At 70.9% G+C, this 18,912-nt stretch carries 22 protein-coding genes; 14 read left to right on the forward strand and 8 right to left on the reverse strand.

Features of this window, described 5'->3' with window-relative positions; all coding sequences use genetic code 11:
• Positions 1-24 precede the first annotated feature (24 nt).
• Positions 25-507, reverse strand: coding sequence for a GNAT family N-acetyltransferase (locus tag ACIGFK_RS36450; protein ID WP_376657921.1), 483 nt, complete (start codon positions 505-507; stop codon positions 25-27).
• Between the two features lie 298 nt (positions 508-805).
• Here ACIGFK_RS36450 and gdhA point away from each other — a divergent pair, with 298 nt between their 5' ends.
• Positions 806-2,170, forward strand: a complete 1,365-nt coding sequence (gdhA, locus tag ACIGFK_RS36455) for an NADP-specific glutamate dehydrogenase (RefSeq protein ID WP_376657897.1) — start codon at positions 806-808, stop codon at positions 2,168-2,170.
• An 80-nt stretch (positions 2,171-2,250) separates the two neighbouring features.
• Positions 2,251-3,057 carry an SDR family NAD(P)-dependent oxidoreductase gene (locus ACIGFK_RS36460; protein WP_376657898.1) on the forward strand — a complete coding sequence of 269 codons (807 nt, stop codon included), beginning with the start codon at positions 2,251-2,253 and terminating at the stop codon, positions 3,055-3,057.
• A gap of 104 nt (positions 3,058-3,161) precedes the next feature.
• Here the strand turns inward: ACIGFK_RS36460 and ACIGFK_RS36465 are convergent, their stop codons facing one another.
• Positions 3,162-4,154 carry an AMP-binding protein gene (locus ACIGFK_RS36465; protein ID WP_376657899.1) on the reverse strand — a complete coding sequence of 331 codons (993 nt, stop codon included), beginning with the start codon at positions 4,152-4,154 and terminating at the stop codon, positions 3,162-3,164.
• A gap of 355 nt (positions 4,155-4,509) precedes the next feature.
• On the opposite strand from ACIGFK_RS36465, the gene ACIGFK_RS36470 reads away from it, so the two are divergent.
• The 6 genes from ACIGFK_RS36470 to ACIGFK_RS36495 all read left to right on the forward strand — a co-directional run bounded on the left by ACIGFK_RS36470 (position 4,510) and on the right by ACIGFK_RS36495 (position 9,454).
• Positions 4,510-5,328: an NAD(P)H-binding protein gene (locus ACIGFK_RS36470; protein ID WP_376657900.1), complete on the forward strand. Its 819-nt coding sequence runs from the start codon at positions 4,510-4,512 to the stop codon at positions 5,326-5,328.
• Between the two features lie 149 nt (positions 5,329-5,477).
• Positions 5,478-6,113, forward strand: coding sequence for a hemerythrin domain-containing protein (locus ACIGFK_RS36475; RefSeq protein WP_376657901.1), 636 nt, complete (start codon positions 5,478-5,480; stop codon positions 6,111-6,113).
• On the forward strand, positions 6,110-6,604 hold the full coding sequence (locus ACIGFK_RS36480) for a DUF1772 domain-containing protein (RefSeq protein WP_376657902.1): 495 nt from the start codon (positions 6,110-6,112) through the stop codon (positions 6,602-6,604). The genes ACIGFK_RS36475 and ACIGFK_RS36480 overlap by 4 nt, the downstream gene beginning before the upstream one ends.
• 151 nt (positions 6,605-6,755) lie before the next feature.
• On the forward strand, positions 6,756-7,754 hold the full coding sequence (locus tag ACIGFK_RS36485) for an AraC family transcriptional regulator (protein ID WP_400055305.1): 999 nt from the start codon (positions 6,756-6,758) through the stop codon (positions 7,752-7,754).
• Positions 7,755-8,630: 876 nt separating this feature from the next.
• Positions 8,631-9,041, forward strand: a complete 411-nt coding sequence (locus ACIGFK_RS36490) for a MarR family transcriptional regulator (RefSeq protein WP_400055307.1) — start codon at positions 8,631-8,633, stop codon at positions 9,039-9,041.
• Positions 9,038-9,454, forward strand: a complete 417-nt coding sequence (locus ACIGFK_RS36495) for a MarR family transcriptional regulator (RefSeq protein WP_400055309.1) — start codon at positions 9,038-9,040, stop codon at positions 9,452-9,454. The genes ACIGFK_RS36490 and ACIGFK_RS36495 overlap by 4 nt, the downstream gene beginning before the upstream one ends.
• Positions 9,455-9,458: 4 nt before the next feature.
• On the opposite strand, the gene ACIGFK_RS36500 is transcribed toward ACIGFK_RS36495, so the two are convergent.
• The gene (locus ACIGFK_RS36500; RefSeq protein WP_376657906.1) at positions 9,459-10,001 is read right to left on the reverse strand and encodes a GNAT family N-acetyltransferase; all 543 of its coding nucleotides are present in this window, start codon (positions 9,999-10,001) and stop codon (positions 9,459-9,461) included.
• A 7-nt stretch (positions 10,002-10,008) separates the two neighbouring features.
• On the reverse strand, positions 10,009-10,965 hold the full coding sequence (locus ACIGFK_RS36505; protein WP_400055311.1) for a hypothetical protein: 957 nt from the start codon (positions 10,963-10,965) through the stop codon (positions 10,009-10,011).
• A gap of 551 nt (positions 10,966-11,516) precedes the next feature.
• On the opposite strand from ACIGFK_RS36505, the gene ACIGFK_RS36510 reads away from it, so the two are divergent.
• The 6 genes from ACIGFK_RS36510 to ACIGFK_RS36535 are packed head-to-tail and all read left to right on the forward strand — an operon-like array spanning position 11,517 to position 15,282.
• Positions 11,517-11,723: a hypothetical protein gene (locus ACIGFK_RS36510; protein WP_376657908.1), complete on the forward strand. Its 207-nt coding sequence runs from the start codon at positions 11,517-11,519 to the stop codon at positions 11,721-11,723.
• Positions 11,720-11,965 carry a hypothetical protein gene (locus ACIGFK_RS36515; RefSeq protein ID WP_376657909.1) on the forward strand — a complete coding sequence of 82 codons (246 nt, stop codon included), beginning with the start codon at positions 11,720-11,722 and terminating at the stop codon, positions 11,963-11,965. Before ACIGFK_RS36510 ends, ACIGFK_RS36515 begins: the two co-directional genes overlap by 4 nt.
• Positions 11,966-12,019: 54 nt before the next feature.
• Positions 12,020-12,619: a hypothetical protein gene (locus ACIGFK_RS36520; RefSeq protein ID WP_376657910.1), complete on the forward strand. Its 600-nt coding sequence runs from the start codon at positions 12,020-12,022 to the stop codon at positions 12,617-12,619.
• Positions 12,616-13,812, forward strand: a complete 1,197-nt coding sequence (locus ACIGFK_RS36525) for a hypothetical protein (protein ID WP_376657911.1) — start codon at positions 12,616-12,618, stop codon at positions 13,810-13,812. The genes ACIGFK_RS36520 and ACIGFK_RS36525 overlap by 4 nt, the downstream gene beginning before the upstream one ends.
• Before the next feature lie 16 nt (positions 13,813-13,828).
• Entirely contained in the window at positions 13,829-14,092 is a 264-nt protein-coding gene (locus tag ACIGFK_RS36530; RefSeq protein ID WP_376657912.1) for an acyl carrier protein, read from the forward strand.
• Positions 14,089-15,282, forward strand: coding sequence for an enoyl-[acyl-carrier-protein] reductase FabV (locus tag ACIGFK_RS36535; RefSeq protein ID WP_400055314.1), 1,194 nt, complete (start codon positions 14,089-14,091; stop codon positions 15,280-15,282). The genes ACIGFK_RS36530 and ACIGFK_RS36535 overlap by 4 nt, the downstream gene beginning before the upstream one ends.
• 45 nt (positions 15,283-15,327) lie before the next feature.
• Here ACIGFK_RS36535 and ACIGFK_RS36540 read toward each other — a convergent pair whose 3' ends face one another.
• The 4 genes from ACIGFK_RS36540 to ACIGFK_RS36555 all read right to left on the reverse strand — a co-directional run bounded on the left by ACIGFK_RS36540 (position 15,328) and on the right by ACIGFK_RS36555 (position 18,911).
• Positions 15,328-15,984 carry a 4'-phosphopantetheinyl transferase gene (locus ACIGFK_RS36540; protein WP_400055316.1) on the reverse strand — a complete coding sequence of 219 codons (657 nt, stop codon included), beginning with the start codon at positions 15,982-15,984 and terminating at the stop codon, positions 15,328-15,330.
• Positions 15,981-16,817 (reverse strand): alpha/beta fold hydrolase, encoded by an 837-nt coding sequence (locus ACIGFK_RS36545; RefSeq protein ID WP_376657915.1) that lies wholly within the window; start codon positions 16,815-16,817, stop codon positions 15,981-15,983. Before ACIGFK_RS36545 ends, ACIGFK_RS36540 begins: the two co-directional genes overlap by 4 nt.
• Positions 16,814-17,287: an SRPBCC family protein gene (locus tag ACIGFK_RS36550; protein WP_376657916.1), complete on the reverse strand. Its 474-nt coding sequence runs from the start codon at positions 17,285-17,287 to the stop codon at positions 16,814-16,816. The genes ACIGFK_RS36545 and ACIGFK_RS36550 overlap by 4 nt, the downstream gene beginning before the upstream one ends.
• Positions 17,288-17,387: 100 nt before the next feature.
• Complete coding sequence (locus ACIGFK_RS36555; protein WP_376657917.1) at positions 17,388-18,911, reverse strand: FAD-binding protein; 1,524 nt, start codon at positions 18,909-18,911, stop codon at positions 17,388-17,390.
• Position 18,912: the final 1 nt, after the last annotated feature.

Below are 18,912 nucleotides of genomic sequence, written 5' to 3' on the forward strand. Positions count from 1 at the left end.
CATATTGCTCGACCTCGATTGCTTTCAGGTCAGGGAGAGGATGCCCACCAGCTGGTCGCCGCTGAGCTCGCCGGTGCACTGGAAGCCCAGGCCGAGGTAGAACGGCTCGGGGCCGCCCTCTCCCGCGTCCCAGGTGACGTACGCCTGTGAGGCGCCCCGGCCGCGGATCTCCTCGGTGACCGCCTGGACCGCGAAGCGGCCGTAGCCCTTGCCCTGCTTGTCGGCGGCGATGTTCAGACGCCAGATGCCCGAGCGGCGGTCGGAGGGGTCCTCGGCGGGGTTCCAGGCGATGTCGAGGAACGCCATCACGAAGCCGACCACCTCGTCGCCGTCGACGATGGCTCGCGGCCAGGCGGCCTCGCCGTGGACGTACGCCTCGGCGAGCGACTTCACCACGGGGGAGACCAGGTGGTTCTGGTCGGGGCGGACCTGTACCGCGCACACCGCGTCGAAGTTGTCGGCGGTGACCGGTTCCAGGCGGAGGGCGGGGGGCGGGGCGGGGGTGATCACGGGGGGAGTCTAGGCGGCTTCCGGCAGGTCAGGGCGCCGGGCCGGGGGCGGCGAAGTCCGCGCACATCCGGGACTCAAGCGCAGCGGTGCACCATCGGGCGCGTCGAGCTGTATGTGTCGGGTCGTGCGTCGTCCTGTGTCGGGCTGCGATCGTCCAACCGCATGCGTCCAGTTCCATACGTTCAGCTCCATACGTTCAGTTCCAAGCGTGCAGTTCCATGTGTCCAGGTTTGTGTTCAGCTCCTTGTGTTCAGCTCCTTGTGTCTCCCGGACTCAGAGAAGAGGAACCGCCCTGATGCCGTCGACCTCCACCACCTCCACGACCGCCTGGCTCGCCGCGCTCGAGCAGCGGATCGAGCGCCGTGACCCCGGGGAGCCGGAGTTCCACCAAGCCGTGCGGGAGGTGCTGGAGACGCTCGCGCCGGTCTTCGACGCACGCCCCGAACTGCGCGAGGCCAGGGTGATGGAGCGGATCGCCGAGCCAGAGCGGCAGATCCTCTTCCGTGTGGTGTGGCAGGACGACCAGGGCCGTACGCAGGTCAACCGTGGCTTCCGGGTGGAGTTCAACAGCGCGCTCGGCCCGTACAAGGGGGGCCTGCGCTTCCATCCCTCGGTGAACCTCGGGATCGTGAAGTTCCTCGGCTTCGAGCAGATCTTCAAGAACGCCCTGACGGGGCTCGGGATCGGCGGCGGCAAGGGCGGCAGCGACTTCGACCCGCGCGGGCGTTCCGACGCCGAAGTGATGCGGTTCTGCCAGGCCTTCATGACCGAGCTGCACCGTCACCTCGGTGAGCACACGGACGTCCCGGCCGGTGACATCGGCGTCGGCGGCCGCGAGATCGGCTACCTCTTCGGGCAGTACCGGCGCATCACCAACCGCTGGGAGGCCGGCGTGCTCACCGGCAAGGGCACCGGCTGGGGCGGCTCCCACGCCCGTACGGAGGCCACCGGATACGGCAACGTGCTCTTCACCGCCGAGATGCTCAAGGTGCGCGGCGAGGACCTGGACGGGCAGCGGGTCACCGTCTCCGGCTCGGGCAACGTCGCCATCTACACGGTGGAGAAGGCGCAGGCGCTGGGCGCGCAGGTGCTGACGGTGTCGGACTCCGGCGGATACGTGGTCGACGAGAAGGGGCTCGACCTGGAGCTGCTCAAGCAGATCAAGGAAGTGGAGCGGGGCCGGATCAGCGAGTACGCCGAGCGCCGCGGAGGCTCCGCCCGCTACGTCGAGGGCGGCAGTGTGTGGGACGTGCCCGCCGATGTGGCGCTGCCGTCCGCGACGCAGAACGAGCTGACCGAGGCCGACGCGCGGAACCTGGTGCGGGGCGGGGTCAAGGCCGTGTCGGAGGGCGCGAACATGCCGACCACGCCCGAGGCGGTACGCCTCCTCCAGGAGGCCGGCGTCGCCTTCGGCCCCGGGAAGGCCGCGAACGCGGGCGGAGTGGCCACCAGCGCCCTGGAGATGAGCCAGAACGCCGCGCGCGACGCGTGGCCGTTCGCCCGTGTCGAGGAGGAGCTGGCCGGGGTCATGCGGCGCATCCACGACACGGCGTACGAGACCGCGGAGCGCTACGGCCGTCCCGGCGACTACGTGGCGGGCGCGAACCTGGCGGGCTTCGAGCGGGTGGCCGACGCGATACTGGCGCAAGGCCTGATCTGACGCCTCCATCCCACTTCCGTCGCGGCCCGAGTGGACTGGGACACGCTCGACGCGTCCATGAGAGCGATGGAGGGCTGACGATGACGGTGAAGGCGATGGGCAAGGCTCCGGAGAGGCCCGTGGCGCTGGTGACCGGGGCCACCAGTGGTATCGGGCTGGCCGTCGCCCGGGATCTGGGGGCCCGCGGCCATCGGGTGTTCCTCTGCGCCCGCACCGAGTCCGCGGTCAAGCAGACCGTGGAGGACCTGCGGGCCGAGGGGCTGACCGTGGAGGGCGCGGCCGCCGACGTGCGCGACCGCGCCGCCGTGGAGGCGCTGGTCGCCGCCGCCGTGACCGCGTACGGCGCGCCCGTCAGCATCCTCGTCAACAACGCGGGCCGCAGCGGCGGCGGCGCCACCGCCGGCATCACCGACGAGCTGTGGCACGACGTCATCGACACCAATCTGAACAGCGTCTTCCTGCTGACCCGTGAGGTGCTCACCAGCGGCGGGCTCGGGGCCGAGCCCTGGGGGCGCATCGTCAACATCGCCTCCACGGCGGGCAAGCACGGCGTGCTGCTCGGGGCGCCCTACTCGGCCTCCAAGCACGCGGTGATCGGTTTCACCAAGTCGCTCGGGAAGGAGCTCGCGACGACCGGGACCACCGTCAACGCGGTCTGCCCCGGCTACGTGGAGACGCCGATGGCGGCGCGCGTGCGCACCGGGTACGCGCAGGCGTGGGACACCACGGAGGAGTACATCCAGGAGCAGTTCGAGGCCAAGATCCCGCTCGGCCGCTACTCCACCTCCGAGGAGGTCGCGGGTCTGGTGGGCTATCTGACCACCGACCTGGCCGCCTCCATCACCGCCCAGGCGCTCAACGTGTGCGGCGGCCTCGGGAACTACTGAGGCGGCCGGCGCCGCCCGCCGGGCGGGTGCGGACGTACGAGAGAGGGCCCCGGCCGGTTCTTCCGGTCGGGGCCCTCCGTTGCGTGTGCTTCGTGCGGTGCCGTTCACAGGACGGTCGGCGACCCCGACACATCCCGTACGACGGCCTGCGGAGCGATGGCGGCGGCCCGCCAGTCGGCCAGGACCGCGGAGTCCACCGGCTCGTCCGCCAGCAGGACGTGCCGCAGCGCCGGCAGGCTGCTGCCGCGGGCCGCCGAGGTCAGCCGGGCGAAGGCGGACGGCAGCTGGGTCACCACCGTCACTTCCTGCTCGGCCAGCAGCCGGGCGAACTCGCCCGCGTCGGACGCCGTCTCCCGGTCCACGACGACGGCCCGTCCGCCCGTGAGCAGCGGCCCCCACATCTCGCGCATGCCCAGGTCCAGGCTCATGGAGTGGAAGTACGTCCACACGTCGTCCGGGCCGGTCTCCAGCATCGGGACGCAACTGTCCACCCACGACAGCACGTCGAGGTGGCTCACCGGCCGCACGGCCACCGCCCGCCCCGGATCGCCGCCCGAGGGGAGCGCCAGGAAGGCCGTGTGCGGCGGGATCTCGCGGCGCATCGCCACCTCCGGCCGCATCGCGATGACGAACCGGCCCGCCTTGGCCACCGGGATCTCGTCGCGCAGCAGTCCACTGTCCGAGACGACCATCTCGGCGCCGGCGTCGCGCATCAGGAACTCCTGCAGCCCCGCGTTGTGCCCGGGCTCCAGGGGCAGCACCGCCGCCCCGGTGCGCAGCGCGCCCACCACGGCGGCGGACGCCGCGCACGAGCGCTGCGCGCGCACGGCGACGGCCGCGCCGGGGCCGGTGCGCCCCGAAAGGCGGCGGGCGATGTCGTCCGCGGCCCATTCCAGTTCGAGGTAGGTCGCCTTCTCCTCCGCGTCCTGGGCGGCTACCCGGCCCGGATGGCGGGCGGCCGCGGCCGCGAAGCGGATGTCGATGCGGTCCCGGCCCACGGGCCACTGGCCGGCCGGGTCGAGCCCGATCCGTCCGAGCAGACCGGCCAGGTCGGCGGACAACTGGTCGAGCTCCGGACGGTCCGGAGTGGCGTTCATGCGGCCTCCCAGCGGGCGGGTCGTTACTCCACGCCCGATGGTGTCGGGCGGCGCCGGAGGAACGCTCAAGTCCTGCCGTACAGGACCGGTCGGGGGCGGGTCAGGGGCAGGTCAGGGGCTCGTGGGGGGTGCGTCCGGGGGTGCTCGAGAACCGCTCGAAGGCAGGTGCACACGGGGTCGAGAACCGCTCGGGACGACCTGGCCGGGCCCCCCGGCGCGTGCCTACGATTCTCGGGCTCATACCGAAGCCGCACTTTCCCGGTCGTGCTCCGAGCGGACCACTCGTAGACGCACGCACATGGAACTGAGCTTTGTGGCTATGGCCCGTCTCACGAGACTGGAATTGACTGTACTCATGACTCAGAACACGAACATCACCCTCGTCATCGGCGGAAACGGCAAGACCGGCCGCCGCGTTGCCGACAAGCTCTCCGCCCAGGGCCGAGAGGTCCGGATCGGTTCCCGCAGCGGTGTGCCCGCCTTCGACTGGCACGAACCCTCCACCTGGGTTCCGGCGCTCGAGGGTGTCGACCGGGTGTACGTCACCTACTTCCCCGACCTCGCCTTCCCCGGTGCCGCCGAGCAGGTCGCCGAATTCTCCAAGGTGGCCGTCGCGAACGGTGCGCGCCGTCTGGTGCTGCTGTCCGGCCGCGGTGAGGAGGCCGCGGAGGTCAGCGAGGAGAACCTGAAGGCTTCCGGTGCCGACTGGACCATCGTCCGCGCCAGCTGGTTCAACCAGAACTTCTCCGAGAGCTTCTTCCTGGAGCCCGTCCTGGCCGGCGAGATCGCCCTGCCGACCGGGGACGCCGTGGAGGCCTTCGTCGACGCCGACGACATCGCGGACGTCGTGGTGGCCGCGCTGACCGACGACAAGCACATCGGCAAGACCTACGAGCTGTCCGGCCCGCGCCTGCTCAGCTACACGGACGTCGCGGCGGAGCTGTCGAAGGCCACCGGGCGCGAGATCAAGTACATCTCCGTCACCAACGAGGAGTACCGCGCGGTCCTGCGGGAGAACGACCTCCCGGAGGAGTTCGCCGACCTCTTCACCATGATCCTCGACGGGCGCAACGCGCACCTGGTGCACGGTGTCGAGGAGGCCCTGGGCCGCAAGCCCAAGGACTTCGCGGAGTTCGCCCGCGAGGCGGCCGCCAGCGGGGTCTGGAACGTCTGACCCGCTCCGCGCGAGCAGATCCCCTTCGTGCCCGCCTGCCGGGCGGCGACTCTGGTACGGCCGCCGCCCGGTACGCAGGGCCTTCGGGGAAGCGCCCGCGCATCACGTACGACCACGCACCGCGCATGACCGACCGGCAGGAGGCTCCTGTGCCCACTCCCAAGTCGTTCTCCAGTGAACACGGACTGGAATCACTACCCCCGCACTTCCACGGCTTCGCCCTGATGCACATCGCGATGCGTCGCGACGCGGCCCGCCTGCGCGCCGCCGCCCCCGCGTGGAACGGTTCGGGAGCCGAGTGGTGGCAGAAGTTCCGCGAGGTCGTCGAATGGCACCACATCAGCGAGGACGACGTCCTGTGGCCGGGACTGCGCCGCCGGGACGCCGACTTCGACGCGCAGGCACGCGAACTGCACGAGGACCACGAGGAACTGGACGCGGCCATGGCGGCCGTGTCGACGGCGATCGCCCGCCGCGGCGAGGACCTGGTCCGGGCCGCTACGACCTTCGAGGGCGTGCTGCGCGACCACCTGCGCGACGAGGAGCGGGTCGTCTTCCCGGTCTTCGACAGGCTCGGTGAACGCGCCTACCTGGCCGAGGAGCGCAAGCTGATCTCCAGCGCCCCCATGCGCGTGATGACGTACCTCCAGCCGTGGATGTTCGACGGCGCGGGCAGCCGCTCCGTCGCCTACGTCTCCGAGACGATTCCGCCCCCCGTCCGGCTGATCGGTGCGACGCTGTTGAAGAGGCGGTACGAGCGCACGCTGAAGGGAATCCTGAAGTGACCAGCACGACGACGCAATCCGTGACCCTGGTGGCGGCGACGGTGGGCACCGGCCTGATGGCCGGCCTCTACTTCGCCTTCGACATCTCGGTGATGCCGGGCCTCGGCCGCGGTGACGACCAGACGTACGTGACCGCGATGCGGAACATGAACGAGGCCATCGACAACGGCCTGTTCGGCCTGCTGTTCCTGGGCGCCTTCCTCGCGACCGGTGTCGCGGCCGCGCAGCAGCAGCGCGGCGGGCGGCCCGACGCGGCGCGCTGGGGCTGGGTGGCCTTCGCGCTGTACGGCCTGTCGCTGCTCGTGACGGCGATCGTGAACATCCCCCTCAACAACCAGCTCGCCCGGGCCGGGGCCGACGTCTCGGCCGCCCGCACCCGCTTCGGCGGCCGCTGGACCTCCGGCAACGTCGTGCGCACGGTGGCCTGTACGGCGGCCCTCGCCGCGCTGGGCCGCGTACTGACCCTGCACGGCCGCGCGTCGGCGGCGTAGGCAGCCTGGTGCACCACCGGTTCCACCCCCGTGAACGGCGCCCGCTCTCTCTCCGTCCCCCGCGGCAGAGCGGGCGCTTCGGGGTGCCCGTGGACGGTTCGGAAAGCGCGGAGAGCCCGGAGAGCCCGGAGAGCCCGGAAAGGACGTACGCATGGACACGCTGACCGGCCTGCTGGAAGGGCCCAAGGCCCGCGGGGCCTTCCTCCTCAAGTCCGTCTTCAACCCGCCCTGGTCGCTGCGCGTCGAGGACCGGGCCCCGCTGTCCGTCGTCACGATGGTGCACGGCGACGCCTGGCTCATCCCCGACCACGGGGAACCGGTGCGGATCCGGCCGGGCGACGTGGCCGTCGTACGGGGCCCGGAGTGCTACACGGTCGCCGACACCCCGGACACGCCGGTCCAGATCACCGTCGGCCCGGAGCAGCGGTGCAGCACGCAGGACGGCGAGGACGTCACCGAAACCATGGCGCTCGGCGTACGCACCTGGGGCGCGGGCTTCCAGGACGCCGGCTCGGCGGTCATGCTCAGCGGCACCTACCAGGCTCCCAGCGAGATCGGCAGGCGGCTGCTGAACGCGCTGCCGACCATCCTCGTCCGGCCGGCCGAGGCCGCCGACAACACCCTGGTCACCCTGCTGACCTCGGAGATCTCCAAGGACGAGCCGGGCCAGGAGATCGTCCTGGACCGGCTCCTGGACCTGCTGCTGATCGGGGTCCTGCGGACCTGGCTGGCGGCGCCCGGCAGCGGTGCGCCCGCCTGGTACCGGGCCCAGAGCGACCCGGTGGTCGGCCCCGCGCTGCGGCTGCTGCACGAGAACCCGGCGTACGGCTGGACCGTCGCCGAACTCGCCCTGAAGGTGGGGGTCTCGCGGGCCTCGCTGGCCCGCCGGTTCACCGAGGTCGTCGGCGAGGCGCCGGTGGCCTACCTGACCGGCTGGCGGCTCGCGCTCGCCTCCGACCTGCTGCGCGAACCGGACGCCACGGTCGCGACGGTGGCCCGGCGCGTGGGCTACGGCTCGGCCTTCGCCCTCTCGACGGCCTTCAAGCGGGTGCGGGGGGTCAGCCCCCAGGAGTTCCGCAGCGGCGCCGGGCCGGCCGCCGCACCGGAGGCCGCCCAGCCCCCGCGCACGGTGGTGCTGCCCGGGTCCTGAGGGCGGGTGGCGGGCACCACCCGGCCGCGGTGGGCGGTTCGGGTCTTAGCGGGCGGCCCTGTGCCAACTGCCGGAGCGCACCGCCCGAGATGACCCAAGGGCCGCCCGCGAGGGCAGGGGGCGGTTGCGCGCGGGCCTGAACACCGGCTGCCGACGAAGCTGTTCTATCGATGGGCGCGTGACCCCTGCCCCACCTTGACGACCCCAGCCATAGAAGGTGCGCCCAGACGAAGCCCGCAGCCGCAATTCCGGGCGTTCGGGGCTCGCTCAGCCCACCACTCTGATCAACCACGCTGCTGGCCTTTGAGCCCGCCAGGAGCCCGCGTCCGCCGATGGCGGACGCGAACCCAGTGGGGGCGCGCCGGGCCCCCGGGGCCCGGCGGGACCACACCCTGCCGCGTGCCCCGTAACCGGGCAGAGGACGGCGAGCTGGGCCCCTTCCGCTGCCTGCCATACCCGGCAGCGCCCCCAGTGGGCCGCACCGTGAAGACGGTCGGCTGGATGGTGGGGGCGGAGGCCGACGCGGTGGCGCGCGTTTTAGTAAGAAGGGGACTGTGCGCCTGACCTGCGACAACGTGAGGCTAAGGGGCTAAAAATAGCCCGTTAGAGGGCGAAAAATAGCCCGTTAAGCGGCCGGGGATGTTGAAGGGTACGCGACATAAGGGGCTGTTCTTCGAATTTGGAACAGTAAAGTTGAGGGCGTAAGGGGCGGTTCTTCGGAGCTAAGGGGCTAAAAATGCTCCCTTAGGCGCAGGGACGGGGGCAGCGATGACGGCAGGTAGGAGCAGGGGCTTGGTCCTTGTGGACCAAGCCACCGGCGAGGTTGTCATTCCGACACCGCGTGCGCCCCACCAGTTCGAGGGGAAGGGCTACACCATGCAGAGCAAGGGAGCCGAAGTCCCCCTCTACCGCCTCGGCCTCACCGCAGCGGAGTGGGCGATCCTGGACTGGTTCAAGGAGAACGGCGGCGCGGCAGGCATGGTCGCGGTCAAGCCGGGGGAGCTGGGCGACGACATCGGTGCCAACGAGAGCACCGCCAAACGGTCCCTCACCCGCCTCGTCAAGATCGGCCTCCTGGTCAAGGCCAGCCCCCGCGCCGGCGCCTACCAACTCAACCCCATCCGCTATTGGGAAGGGGCCAGTACAGCGCAGCTCGCCGCCTGTCGCAGGATGGACCCGCCGCGCATCACCCCCGACGCGAAGGCCAACGTCACCGTGGCCAAGCCGAAGACTTCCGACGAGGCCGCCCAGAGCAGCCCCAGATCCGCCACCGGAGGGAACCGATGAGCACTCCCGCCTTCGACCCGGACCGTGAGCTCACCTGCCCTCCGCTCTACACCCTCAACCTCTCCGCCGCGCAGCGCAGCGTCCTCGCCTGGATGGAGGACCACGGCGCCCTGTTCGCGCACATCGTCGCCCCCGTCGAGGAGGTGGCCGACGGCTGCGAGCTCAGCGTCTCCACCGTCTACGACGCGCTGGCCCGCCTCGAAACCCTCAGGCTCGTTCTGAGGGAGCCGGGCGGCGCAGCCCGGATCAACGCCCGGTACTACTTCACGCTGCACCCGGAGATGCGGGAGATGATCACGGCCGCGCTGACCGCCCCGGAGATCGTTCCGGACGACCGCGCGCGGGCACCCCGGAAGACCGGCAATATCGCGGCGCGGCGCCGCCGAACCGTCCGGCCAGTGGACGACGACTGACGGCTCAGGCGGGAAGCGCCTTCACCAACGTCCGGTAGACCGGTGCGCCGTCCCACGGCCGGGTGTGCCCCACGAGTTCGTACCCGTGCCGTTCGTACCAGGCGGCGGCCGGGGCTTCAGGACGGACGGTGAGGGTGGCCCGCTCCGCGGAGAGCCCGTCCAGCAGATCGGCGTGGAGTTGCGTGCCGATGCCCTGCCCGCGCTGGTCGGCCAGGACGGCGAGTTCTTTGATGACGAAAGTGCGCTGGCCGTCCTCTCGGGTGAACTCGGCTGCGGGGGTCGCGTCCAGGAAGCTGTCCCACCATCCGGTCGTGGATCCGAGCGGGAGCCCGTACGCGAACCCGGTCAGCTCCCCTTCGCCGGTGCGGGCGAGGACGAGGCGGAAGCCGGGTGTCTTGTGCTCGTACTGGTAGGTCTCCAGGAACAGTGCAAGGTCGCGAGGCCCCTCCAGGTACGGAGGTTCGGCGAAGACGGCCTCGTAGACGGGCGCGATGTCGTTGAGTGCGAATCCGGCGTGGGCGGGGTCGGTGATCAGGGTGTAGCGCACGGTGTCCTCATCGAGTGGGGCGGATGCGGTCGAGTTCGCGGCGGGCAACGGCCAGTCCTTCCCGGGCCCGGCCGGAGGAGACCTCGGTGAGCAGGGCCTCGCCCTGCTGGATGTGGTGGGCTGCTTCGTCGGCCTCGCCGGAGCGGGCGAGGGCGCCGGCGAGGCGGCCGCGGTGCAGGGCTTCGTTGCGGGCGTAGGTGACCTCTTGCCGTTCCAGAGAACGGCGCAGCCAGGTCACGGCGGCTTTGTGGTGGCCGGCGGCGGTGAACAGTTCGGCCTGTGCTGCCGCGAGTTCGGCAGGTCCGTGGAAGAGCGTCCAGTCGGGGGCCGGGCGGCTGCCTCGATCCTGCTCGGAGAGGCGGGCGGCGCTGGCGAGGGTGGTGCGCGCGGACGCGGAGTCGCCGAGCATCGCCAGCGCCCTCGCCTCGCGGGTGGCGAGGATCGACATGAGCGCCGGAGGAGCCCACGGGGCCGCGAGTGCTGCGGCCCGCCTGGCGTGGTCGAGACCGTCGTGGGGCTGCTCCTCGCGCAGTTCCAGGAGGGAGAGGGAAGCGAGGACCAGGACGGCGAGACTGTCGTCGCGCAGCTCGGTCGCGGTGTCCCGGGCTTGGGTCCAGTATCGGCGGGCGCGGGCGTGGTCGCCCGCGTCGAAGGCCAGCCAGCCGACGTGCTCGGCGGTTTCCCCGCCGATCAGACGCAGTTGTCGGCCGATCGTCTCGGGATACCGGCCGGTGTCGATGAGCCGCTGGACGCGGGAGAGGTGCGCGGCAGCGAGCGGGCCGACGGTCGCCCCGCCGAAGCGGTCGTCGAGCCCGTACAGGCCGCTGAGGCCGGCTCGCAGGTCGGTGACGGTGTCGGTGCCGACACGGGGACCGTCGTACGCGGCGGCCGGGACGGGCGCCCCTGTCCCGGCGATACCGAGGGCGGCGCCGCCCACGGCGGCGAGGATGGTTCTGCGCTCCACGGGGTCGGGCCGCCTTTCGCGAAGCTCGGGGATGGGGCCGTGCACCGGCACGGGGACGGTCACGGGGTTGCGGCGGTGCGCCGGTACGCGGAACCCGCACTGTTCCAACGGGACGCCGAGCATCGCCTCCAAGACTCGCTGACGGCCGGGCTGCGGACAGGGTGGGGACGGCGCCCGCCACCGTCTGACCTGCCGGTCCGTGACATCGTTGCGCTCCCCGATCCGGGTGGCGACCGCCGCGTACACACGGATGAACTCTGCGGGCGACCGCCACCCGAACCCGTCGACGAGGTCGGCGAATGGTGTTGCTGGCTCCGGGTGTTCGGGCATATGGCCCCCTCGTGAGGTGCTGGCATGGCCCCTTCCCCGCACGGTAGAGGGAAGCTCCCCGACTTTCAGTGGGACGGCGAGAGGAAAGTCCGGCGCAAAGTCCGGCCGCCCCGGCGACCCGACCGGCCGTGACGCGTTGACTACCCATTGCACACACCTCGGCGGGTGCGGCCCGTCCACTCCCAGACCGCACCTTGACCGCCAGGAGCCGGAGGAACGCCATGCACACCCGCAGCAACGAGTCCACGGCCCGCACACCCGGGATCCGCCTTCGAGCTCCCGGAGACACGCTCTCGGCCCGCACGCTCGCCCGGGCCGAGCATGGGCTCGCCGCCTTCATCGCCCGGTGGGACGACTCCGAAGGGATCTTCCACAACGACAGTGACGGCGACAGCGAAGGTGACGTCGTCGTAGAGGGGGACGGGTGAGCTCCAGCCCTACACATGGCCGCCGTGCGCCTTACGCCGTCGGAGATCTGGTCACCGGCACCTCCTACGTCCAGCCCGGGGACCGCGTCAGCGAGAAGCCGGTGGAGATCATCGGCCACATCGTCCAGGTCGGCTCCGGGTGGGACGGCATCGACGCCGATCACGCGTATGTGTGGGTCCGCCTGCCGTCCGGCCGCGAACGCCAAGCGCTGATACGGGACATCCGCAAGGTGACCTCCTGACCCCGCCGCCGGGCAGGCCTGCGGCATCGCCACAATCCAGCACGAGGAGAGACCATGCCAGCACCTCCACTCCCGCACCGCCCGTATCCCGCACCGGTGCCGGTCGAGAAGTTCGTCCGCCGCACCTACCTGGAGCGGGCTGCCCGCTACCAGATCGCGGCGGACCGCATGAGGACGGGCGGCCTGTGCGACCGGCACAGCGTCGCCGACATCGGAGCCGGGCACACCGAGTTGGATGTGTGCCTGCGCACCGAGCACGGCTGGCGGGGCCGGTACCTGGCAGTGGACCGGTGGACCAGCGACGTTGACCTTGAGACCTGGCAGCCACCGATGCGCTTCGACTGGATGGCGTGCTTGGAGGTCATCGAGCACCTCGCCGATCCGGAACGGCTCGTGCGCGTACTCCAGGACAGCGCCGCACTCGGGGTGGTGATCACCACCCCGAATCCGGACACTGTCGACGTCCTCGCTCTTGACCCCACCCACAAGACGCCGGTCAGCCGCCAGAGCCTGGCACGCCTCGGCTTCTACACCAGTACCCACAACCTCTACGGCACCCCGGACGACGGCATCTGCGCCGTCTGGTACCGCGCTGGTAACTCCCTGATCGAGCGTGACCTCGCCCCCGTCCCCTATGAGGGGGGACAGCCGTGATCAAGGAAGGCCAGTACACGTTCATTGCTGGCCGCGACGAGGTCCGCCCCTTCCAGGGGAAGTACGCGGCCAAGCGCGCGGACGTCTTCGAGGTGATCGAGCGCCGGTTCGCGGCGGCCGGGCTGGGTGGGATGCGGTACCGGCCGCTGCGCCTGGAGCTGGAGATCACCACGAAGTGCAACGACAGCTGCCCGTCGTGCGGGATGGGCGCGCTGCCGCTCGCTTCCGGGATCACGATGAGCCCGCAGCAGCGGATGCGCATGGTCGACGAGTTCGATGCGGTCGGCCTGCCGTCGGCCGCTGTGACCGGCGGGGAGCCGTTCGTGGCCGTCCACGCGCTGATGCCGCTGATCAAGGCAGTGACCGGGCGGGGCATCGACATCTCGAAGCTGACCACGAACGGCGTGTGGGGTGCTCGGCGCCGCTGTGAGCGGACGTTCGACAAGCTGGAGAAGGCCGGGTTGTTCGACAACCGGCTGTTCGTGCCCCTGATCATGCTGTCCGTCGGTGAGCAGACCATGCCCCTGGAGTGGGTCGCCCGGATCCTGCACCACGCGGTCAGCTACTACAGCGACCGTGAACTGAACGTCGCCGTGTCCTCGCTGGCGAGCCCGGACAGTCGCGAGCACAAGGTGTACGAACTGATGGAGGTGTACGAGAAGGCGTACGGGGACTTCCCGCACGACCGGGTGCACTCCACGATGCGCGTCTACTTGGACAACGACCGACTGCCCGAGCAGCAGAAGGTGCACCGCCCAGGTGAGACGACGGTCAAGCGGTGGATGGACCGCTGCTTCGACTGTTTCGCGCCGACGGTAGGCACGTACATCCTGCCCTCAGGCCTGGTGAAGCAGGACGGCCGCGTGTACGCGTGCGCGTCATTCGACGTTCCCGAATCGCTCGGCTTCGGGAACATCTTCGTCGACGGGATGCGCACGATCGTCGAGCGGGCGAACGACGACTCCTACCTGAGGCGGATCGCGGACGGCGGCGGTCTTACCGGCCTGCACGGCGTGGTCCCGGAGGAGTTCACCACGGAGACGACGTGTGGTGGGTTCTGTGCCTCGTGCGCCCTGCTGAGCGACAAGTACCGCGAGGTCAATGGTCTGCCTGCGGCTCGGCCGCTGCCGATTATCGGGCAGGACGCACTGATGTCACGCCTGCGCCCCGCCGAGACGGTCGACGCTCAATGAGGAAGGAGCATCGTCAATGCTGAAGGTGACAACGACTGAGCATGTTCTCCGTGCCGCGCTGGCACGGGTCGTCGGCGATGGCGTCGATACGATCCCCGAAGACGGACATTTGGAGCAGGACTTTGGGATTGACAGCCTGGCCCTGGCCGAGCTGGTGACCGATCTCGAACAGCGCCTGACCGTCGTCATCCCGGACGAGGACACCGGCCGCCTGAAGACGGTCATGGACGTGCGTGCCCTCCTTGCCCGGCTCGTACCGAACGGAATGGACGCATCGTGAGCCTTCGTCACATCGACCCGAAGCAGCGCGGTTTCCTGATCGTGAACTCGCATCCGGACGGGGCCGCTGAGACCGTGCACCGGATGTGGGAGCAGATCCCGGCACGCGCCGACGGCAGCAGCCCGGTGGTACTGCTCCTCGGCCACAGCGCCGGCTACGGGCTGGCCACGCTGCTGACGGGGCTGCGGCAGCACGGCATCCGCGGTGTGGGTGTCGCCTTCGAGGGCGCGGAGACCGAGCGGCGCACGGCCACGGCGGGTTGGTACCGCACCGCGGCCGCCGATGCCCTGGCCCGGGATGCCGGCCGTGACTTCGTGTTCGTCAACACCGACGCGTTCTCCGAAGCGGGCAAGGAGCAGGTGCTGGCTCTGGTGGGAGAGCGCTATGGCAAGGTCGACTACCTGATCTACAGCCTGGCGGCTCCACGCCGCACCGACCCGGTGACCGGCACGGTCTACCACTCGGTGATCAAGCCGCTCGGCGGGACGTACGAGGCTCCGGCGCTGGATTTCTCCGGTGACGCGCCGAAGGTGGGACAGGTGTCCCTGGAGCCGGCCAGCGACGAGGAGCGGCACGCGACCCAGCAGGTGATGGGCGGCGCGGACTGGCTGCTGTGGGTCCGGGCCCTGGCCGGGCGCGGCCTGCTGGCCGACGGGTTCACGACCGTGGCGCTGACGTACATCGGCTCGGAGCTGACGGCGCCGATCTACCGGCAGGGCACGATCGGTGCGGCGAAGGAGGACCTGGAGCGGACCGCCGGGCAGCTGGACGCGGAGCTGGGGGATACGGGCCGGGCGTTCACCGCGGTCGCGGGCGCGGCCGTCACCCAGGCGTCGAGTGCGATCCCGTCGATCGCCCTGTACACGGCCTTCCTGCGGACGGTCGTCGGAGACGGGTTCCGTACGACGGCCGATCAGGCAGGGGAAATGTGGGAGCAGTTGACGGGTGCGGTGCCGCTGGTCCTCGACGAACAGGGCCGTATCCGCCTGGACGGTTGGGAGCTCGACGACGAGGTCCAGGACCGGGTGCGTGAGCTGTGGGCGGACCCGGAGGCCGGGCTGGAGCGCGCGCAGGGTGGAGCGGAGTGGTTCATGGGGCAGATCCGCGAGCTGTACGGGTGGGGCGTCGAGGGTGTCGACTACGCCGGGGCCGTGGAGACGACGGTGGCGTGGCCGACGCCGCGGGACTGAACGGCGCCGCTGATCGACGGCTTTCGGCTCTCCCCCATGGGCTCGCTACCGGTCGGCGCGGGCCGGTCGGGCCACCGCGGTCAGGATCAGGTCCGGGCCGGCCAGCCAGCGGCCCTCGTACACCGGGTCCACGGGCGGGGGCACCGGTGGCCGCAGGGTGGTGCTGAAGGTGCCCTCGGGGGAGAGGGCGAGGGTGGCGTCGCGGAAGCCCAGCCAGATGCCGGTGGCCGGGTACCAGGCCTTGTACGCGGCCTCCTTCGCCGAGAAGAAGACGCGGTCCCACGGGACGGAGGGGTCGGCCGAGGCGAGGTCGGACAGGTGCTCCCGCTCCTCGTCGGAGGTGATCAGGTTCAGCACGCCCTTGGGGAGCGGGCCCGAGGGTTCCGCGTCGATGCCCAGGGCGGCCAGCGAGGAGGACCGGGCCGCCACCGCCCCCCGGTAGCCGTCGCAGTGGGTGATGCTGCCGACCACGCCCGACGGCCACTGGGGGGCGCCGCCCGGACCCGGCAGGAGGGGGACGGGGTTGCGGCCCAGTTGGGTGAGGCAGCGGCGGGCGCAGGCGCGGGCCGTCGCGAACTGGCGGCGGCGGCGCGCCCGGCGGCCCTCCATCAGGGCCGCTTCGGCCGGGAACAGAGGAGCGGGCGCCGCGTCGTCGAAGGCTTCCGAAGACGTGACGCCCGGGGGCAGGAGTTCCTCGATCATCGTGAGGCGAGTTCGGCGACCGCGGAGACGGCGAGGAGCGGGCGCTCCAGCGGGAGCATGTGACCGGTGTCGGCGATCTTCTCGAAGCGGGCGTCGGGGAGGGTGTTCGCGAGGATCTCGGCCAGGCCGATGTCGATGACCTTGTCGCCGTCGCCGTGCAGGACCACGGCCGGGATCGTGACGGAGGCCAGGGCCCCGCGCAGGTCCCAGCCGCGGGTGCAGCGGAAGAAGTCCGCCCGGACTCGGGGGAGGGTCGCCGCGAACATCTGGCGGTTCACGTCCAGGACGACGGGGTCCACCTTCTTGCCCATGGTGGAGCCGAGCAGCTTGCGGCCGAGCCACGGACGGCGCAGGGCCTTGGTGAAGAGGGGGTTGCCCATCATCTTCACTTCGCTGTCCGGGGTGTCCTGGCCGTGCGCCGCCGTGCCCAGCAGCACCAGCCCGCGCAGCCGGCTCGCCGACGGCGAGGTGGTCGCGTACGAGAGGGCCGCGAAACCGCCGCCCGAGTGGCCGACGACCACCGCTTCGCGGGCGCCCGTCTCGGCCAGCACCGCGGCCAGGTCGGAGCCGAGGCGTTCCACCGACACCGGGGTGCGGCCCTCGGTGGAGGCGCCGTGGCCGCGCTGGTCGTACAGCACCACCCGGTGGCCGGCCCGGATCAGCCGGTCGGCGACCGTGCCCCAGGCCCGGCGGGCGTGCGCCCAGCCGTGGACGAGGACCACGTCGGCCGCCGAAGGGGTGCCCGACAGGGGGGCGAGGACGGTGACGGCGAGGTCGGCACCGTCGTCCGTGCGGACCGTCAGCTCGTGCGTGAGGTCGGGGGCCGTGGTCACCGCGGGACCGCCGACAGCTGGCGGTCCAGCGACTCGAAGGCCGCCAGGGTGCCCTTGGAGTGCTCCGCCCCCAGGTCGGCGACCTTGGAGAGGATCTTCAGCCAGCCGTGCGGGGTGCCGACGAAGTGCATGGAGATCCGGGTGCGGCCGTCCGCGAGGGGTTCGACGCGGAAGGTGCTGGGACCCCGGAAGACCCCGTCCACGTACTCGATGTCCAGGCGGCGGCCCGGCTCCACGGCCACCGTGCGCGAGGTGAAGCGCAGCTTCAGCCCGCCCTTGTCGGAGCCCTTGGTGTGCACGGTCACGCCCACCAGGCCGCCGACCTCGTCGGGGGCGCCGGAGATCGTCTTGAACGTGTTGGCGGGGACCCACCACTTCTCCCCGCCGCGGAACTCCGCGAGGAGCGCGTCCCAGACGGCGTCCGCCGGGGCGTCGATCACCGCCTCGTCGATCAGGTCGTACGTCGTCATGCCGAAGCCTCCAGTGGATGGCGGAAAAGGAAGTGGCGGGGGCGGGATCGTTCTCCCCGCCCCCGCCGCCGGTGCTCCACGACCGGTCAGGTTCCTGCTGTCAGGCGAAGAAACCCTGGCCGGGCGTGAAGATGTTGTTGGGGTCGAACTTCTTCTTGGCGTTCACGAAGCCGGTCCAGCGGTTGCCGAAGTGCTTCTGCCAGTCGGCGCCCGACATCGGGATGGAGCCCACCAGGTAGCGCTTGGCGCCCAGGCCCACCGCGATGTCGTACAGGCGGCGGTTCTGGTCGATCATTCCCTGGATGTTGGGCTCGCCCGGGTTGGGGAAGCGCAGCAGGTCGAAGAGGTAGACCACGGACTCGTTGGGCATCATCGCCAGCGGACGCCTGATCTTCGAGGTGAAGAACGGGTAGAAGAGCAGGAACCCGCCGCCGAGGGAGTTCGCGTCCAGCTCCTGCTCGACCAGCTTCATGAACTGCTTGGTCTTCGACGCCGGCAGGAACATGCTGAGCCACGGCTTGGGCGTGTACCAGTGGCCGCCCTCCTTCAGCACCGCCTCGTAGCCGTCGAGCCGGAACATGTAGTCCCGGAACGACACGTCCTCGATGACCGCGTCCGCCCGGACGTCCTGCAGGCCGCACAGCAGCGCCGCACGGTCCGGCGGGGTGGTGTTGTAGGTGGCGCCGACCTCCAGCTTGTAGCGCCAGCCCGACCCGTCCGGCTTCTGCAGCATCTCGCCCGCGTGGACCTGGAACCGGCCCTCGGCCAGCACCTTCTCCGAGTCCGCGAGGTACGTCTCGACGTTGGCGTAGAACAGGCTGAAGATGACGGAGCGCTTCGGCGCCGGGATCAGCCTGACCTTGACCCGGACGATGATGCCGACCTGGCCGCCGCCCGACAGGGCCGCGTTGAACAGCTCGGGACGCACCGTCGCGGTGGCCGTGACCAGCTTGCCGTCGCCCGTGATGATGTCGATGGACTGCACGGTGTCGCACAGCAGGCCGTACCGCTGCACCGTGCCGCCGATACCGCCGATGCTGATGGTGCCGCCGACCGAGATGTACAGGTAGTCGGGGAGCGCCGGCGGGGTCTTGCCCACCTTCAGGGTGGCGTCGGTCAGCTGACCCCAGGTCACGCCGGCCTCGACGATCGCGTGGTCGCTGCCGATCGACAGGATCTTCGACATTCCCTTGGCGTCGATGGAGATGCCGCCCGGGACGCGCGCCTGCCCGTACACCGAGTGCGACTCGATGTCGTTGCCGGTGCCGCCCTGACCGTTGACGGCGACCTTGATGCCGTTGGCGCGGGCGTAGTTGACGATCTTGACGATGTCGTCCACGCCACCCGGCCGCAGCACGGCCCACGGCTTGCTCGGCGCCCCGTCGAAGAGGTGGCCGAAGTCGTTGGCGAAGGCCTCGACCGTGGCCGGCGCCGTCTCCAGGGTGCCGACCAGGCCCGGCACGGGGACCACGTCGGAGCTGCCGGCCTCGGCGGCCGTCGCCCAGGTCTGGGAGACGGTGTTCCAGCCGACGATCGCCACGGCCGTGGTGGCGATCCCGCCGAGGACCCGGCGGCGGGACGGCTCGGCGGCGGTGCCCGCGGCGTTTCTCTGGGTGCTGCTCATC

This window comes from Streptomyces sp. NPDC085524, assembly GCF_044541755.1.
Classification (GTDB): domain Bacteria; phylum Actinomycetota; class Actinomycetes; order Streptomycetales; family Streptomycetaceae; genus Streptomyces.

Excerpts from the sequence above, each read along its gene's own strand:
- gdhA (WP_376657897.1), top strand. The coding sequence starts at position 806 with ATGCCGTCGACCTCCACCACCTCCACGACCGCCTGGCTCGCCGCGCTC.
- ACIGFK_RS36460 (WP_376657898.1), top strand. The coding sequence starts at position 2,251 with ATGACGGTGAAGGCGATGGGCAAGGCTCCGGAGAGGCCCGTGGCGCTG.
- ACIGFK_RS36465 (WP_376657899.1), bottom strand. The coding sequence starts at position 4,154 with ATGAACGCCACTCCGGACCGTCCGGAGCTCGACCAGTTGTCCGCCGAC.
- ACIGFK_RS36470 (WP_376657900.1), top strand. The coding sequence starts at position 4,510 with ATGACTCAGAACACGAACATCACCCTCGTCATCGGCGGAAACGGCAAG.
- ACIGFK_RS36485 (WP_400055305.1), top strand. The coding sequence starts at position 6,756 with ATGGACACGCTGACCGGCCTGCTGGAAGGGCCCAAGGCCCGCGGGGCC.
- ACIGFK_RS36490 (WP_400055307.1), top strand. The coding sequence starts at position 8,631 with ATGCAGAGCAAGGGAGCCGAAGTCCCCCTCTACCGCCTCGGCCTCACC.
- ACIGFK_RS36495 (WP_400055309.1), top strand. The coding sequence starts at position 9,038 with ATGAGCACTCCCGCCTTCGACCCGGACCGTGAGCTCACCTGCCCTCCG.
- ACIGFK_RS36510 (WP_376657908.1), top strand. The coding sequence starts at position 11,517 with ATGCACACCCGCAGCAACGAGTCCACGGCCCGCACACCCGGGATCCGC.
- ACIGFK_RS36520 (WP_376657910.1), top strand. The coding sequence starts at position 12,020 with ATGCCAGCACCTCCACTCCCGCACCGCCCGTATCCCGCACCGGTGCCG.
- ACIGFK_RS36530 (WP_376657912.1), top strand. The coding sequence starts at position 13,829 with ATGCTGAAGGTGACAACGACTGAGCATGTTCTCCGTGCCGCGCTGGCA.
- ACIGFK_RS36540 (WP_400055316.1), bottom strand. The coding sequence starts at position 15,984 with ATGATCGAGGAACTCCTGCCCCCGGGCGTCACGTCTTCGGAAGCCTTC.
- ACIGFK_RS36550 (WP_376657916.1), bottom strand. The coding sequence starts at position 17,287 with ATGACGACGTACGACCTGATCGACGAGGCGGTGATCGACGCCCCGGCG.
- ACIGFK_RS36555 (WP_376657917.1), bottom strand. The coding sequence starts at position 18,911 with ATGAGCAGCACCCAGAGAAACGCCGCGGGCACCGCCGCCGAGCCGTCC.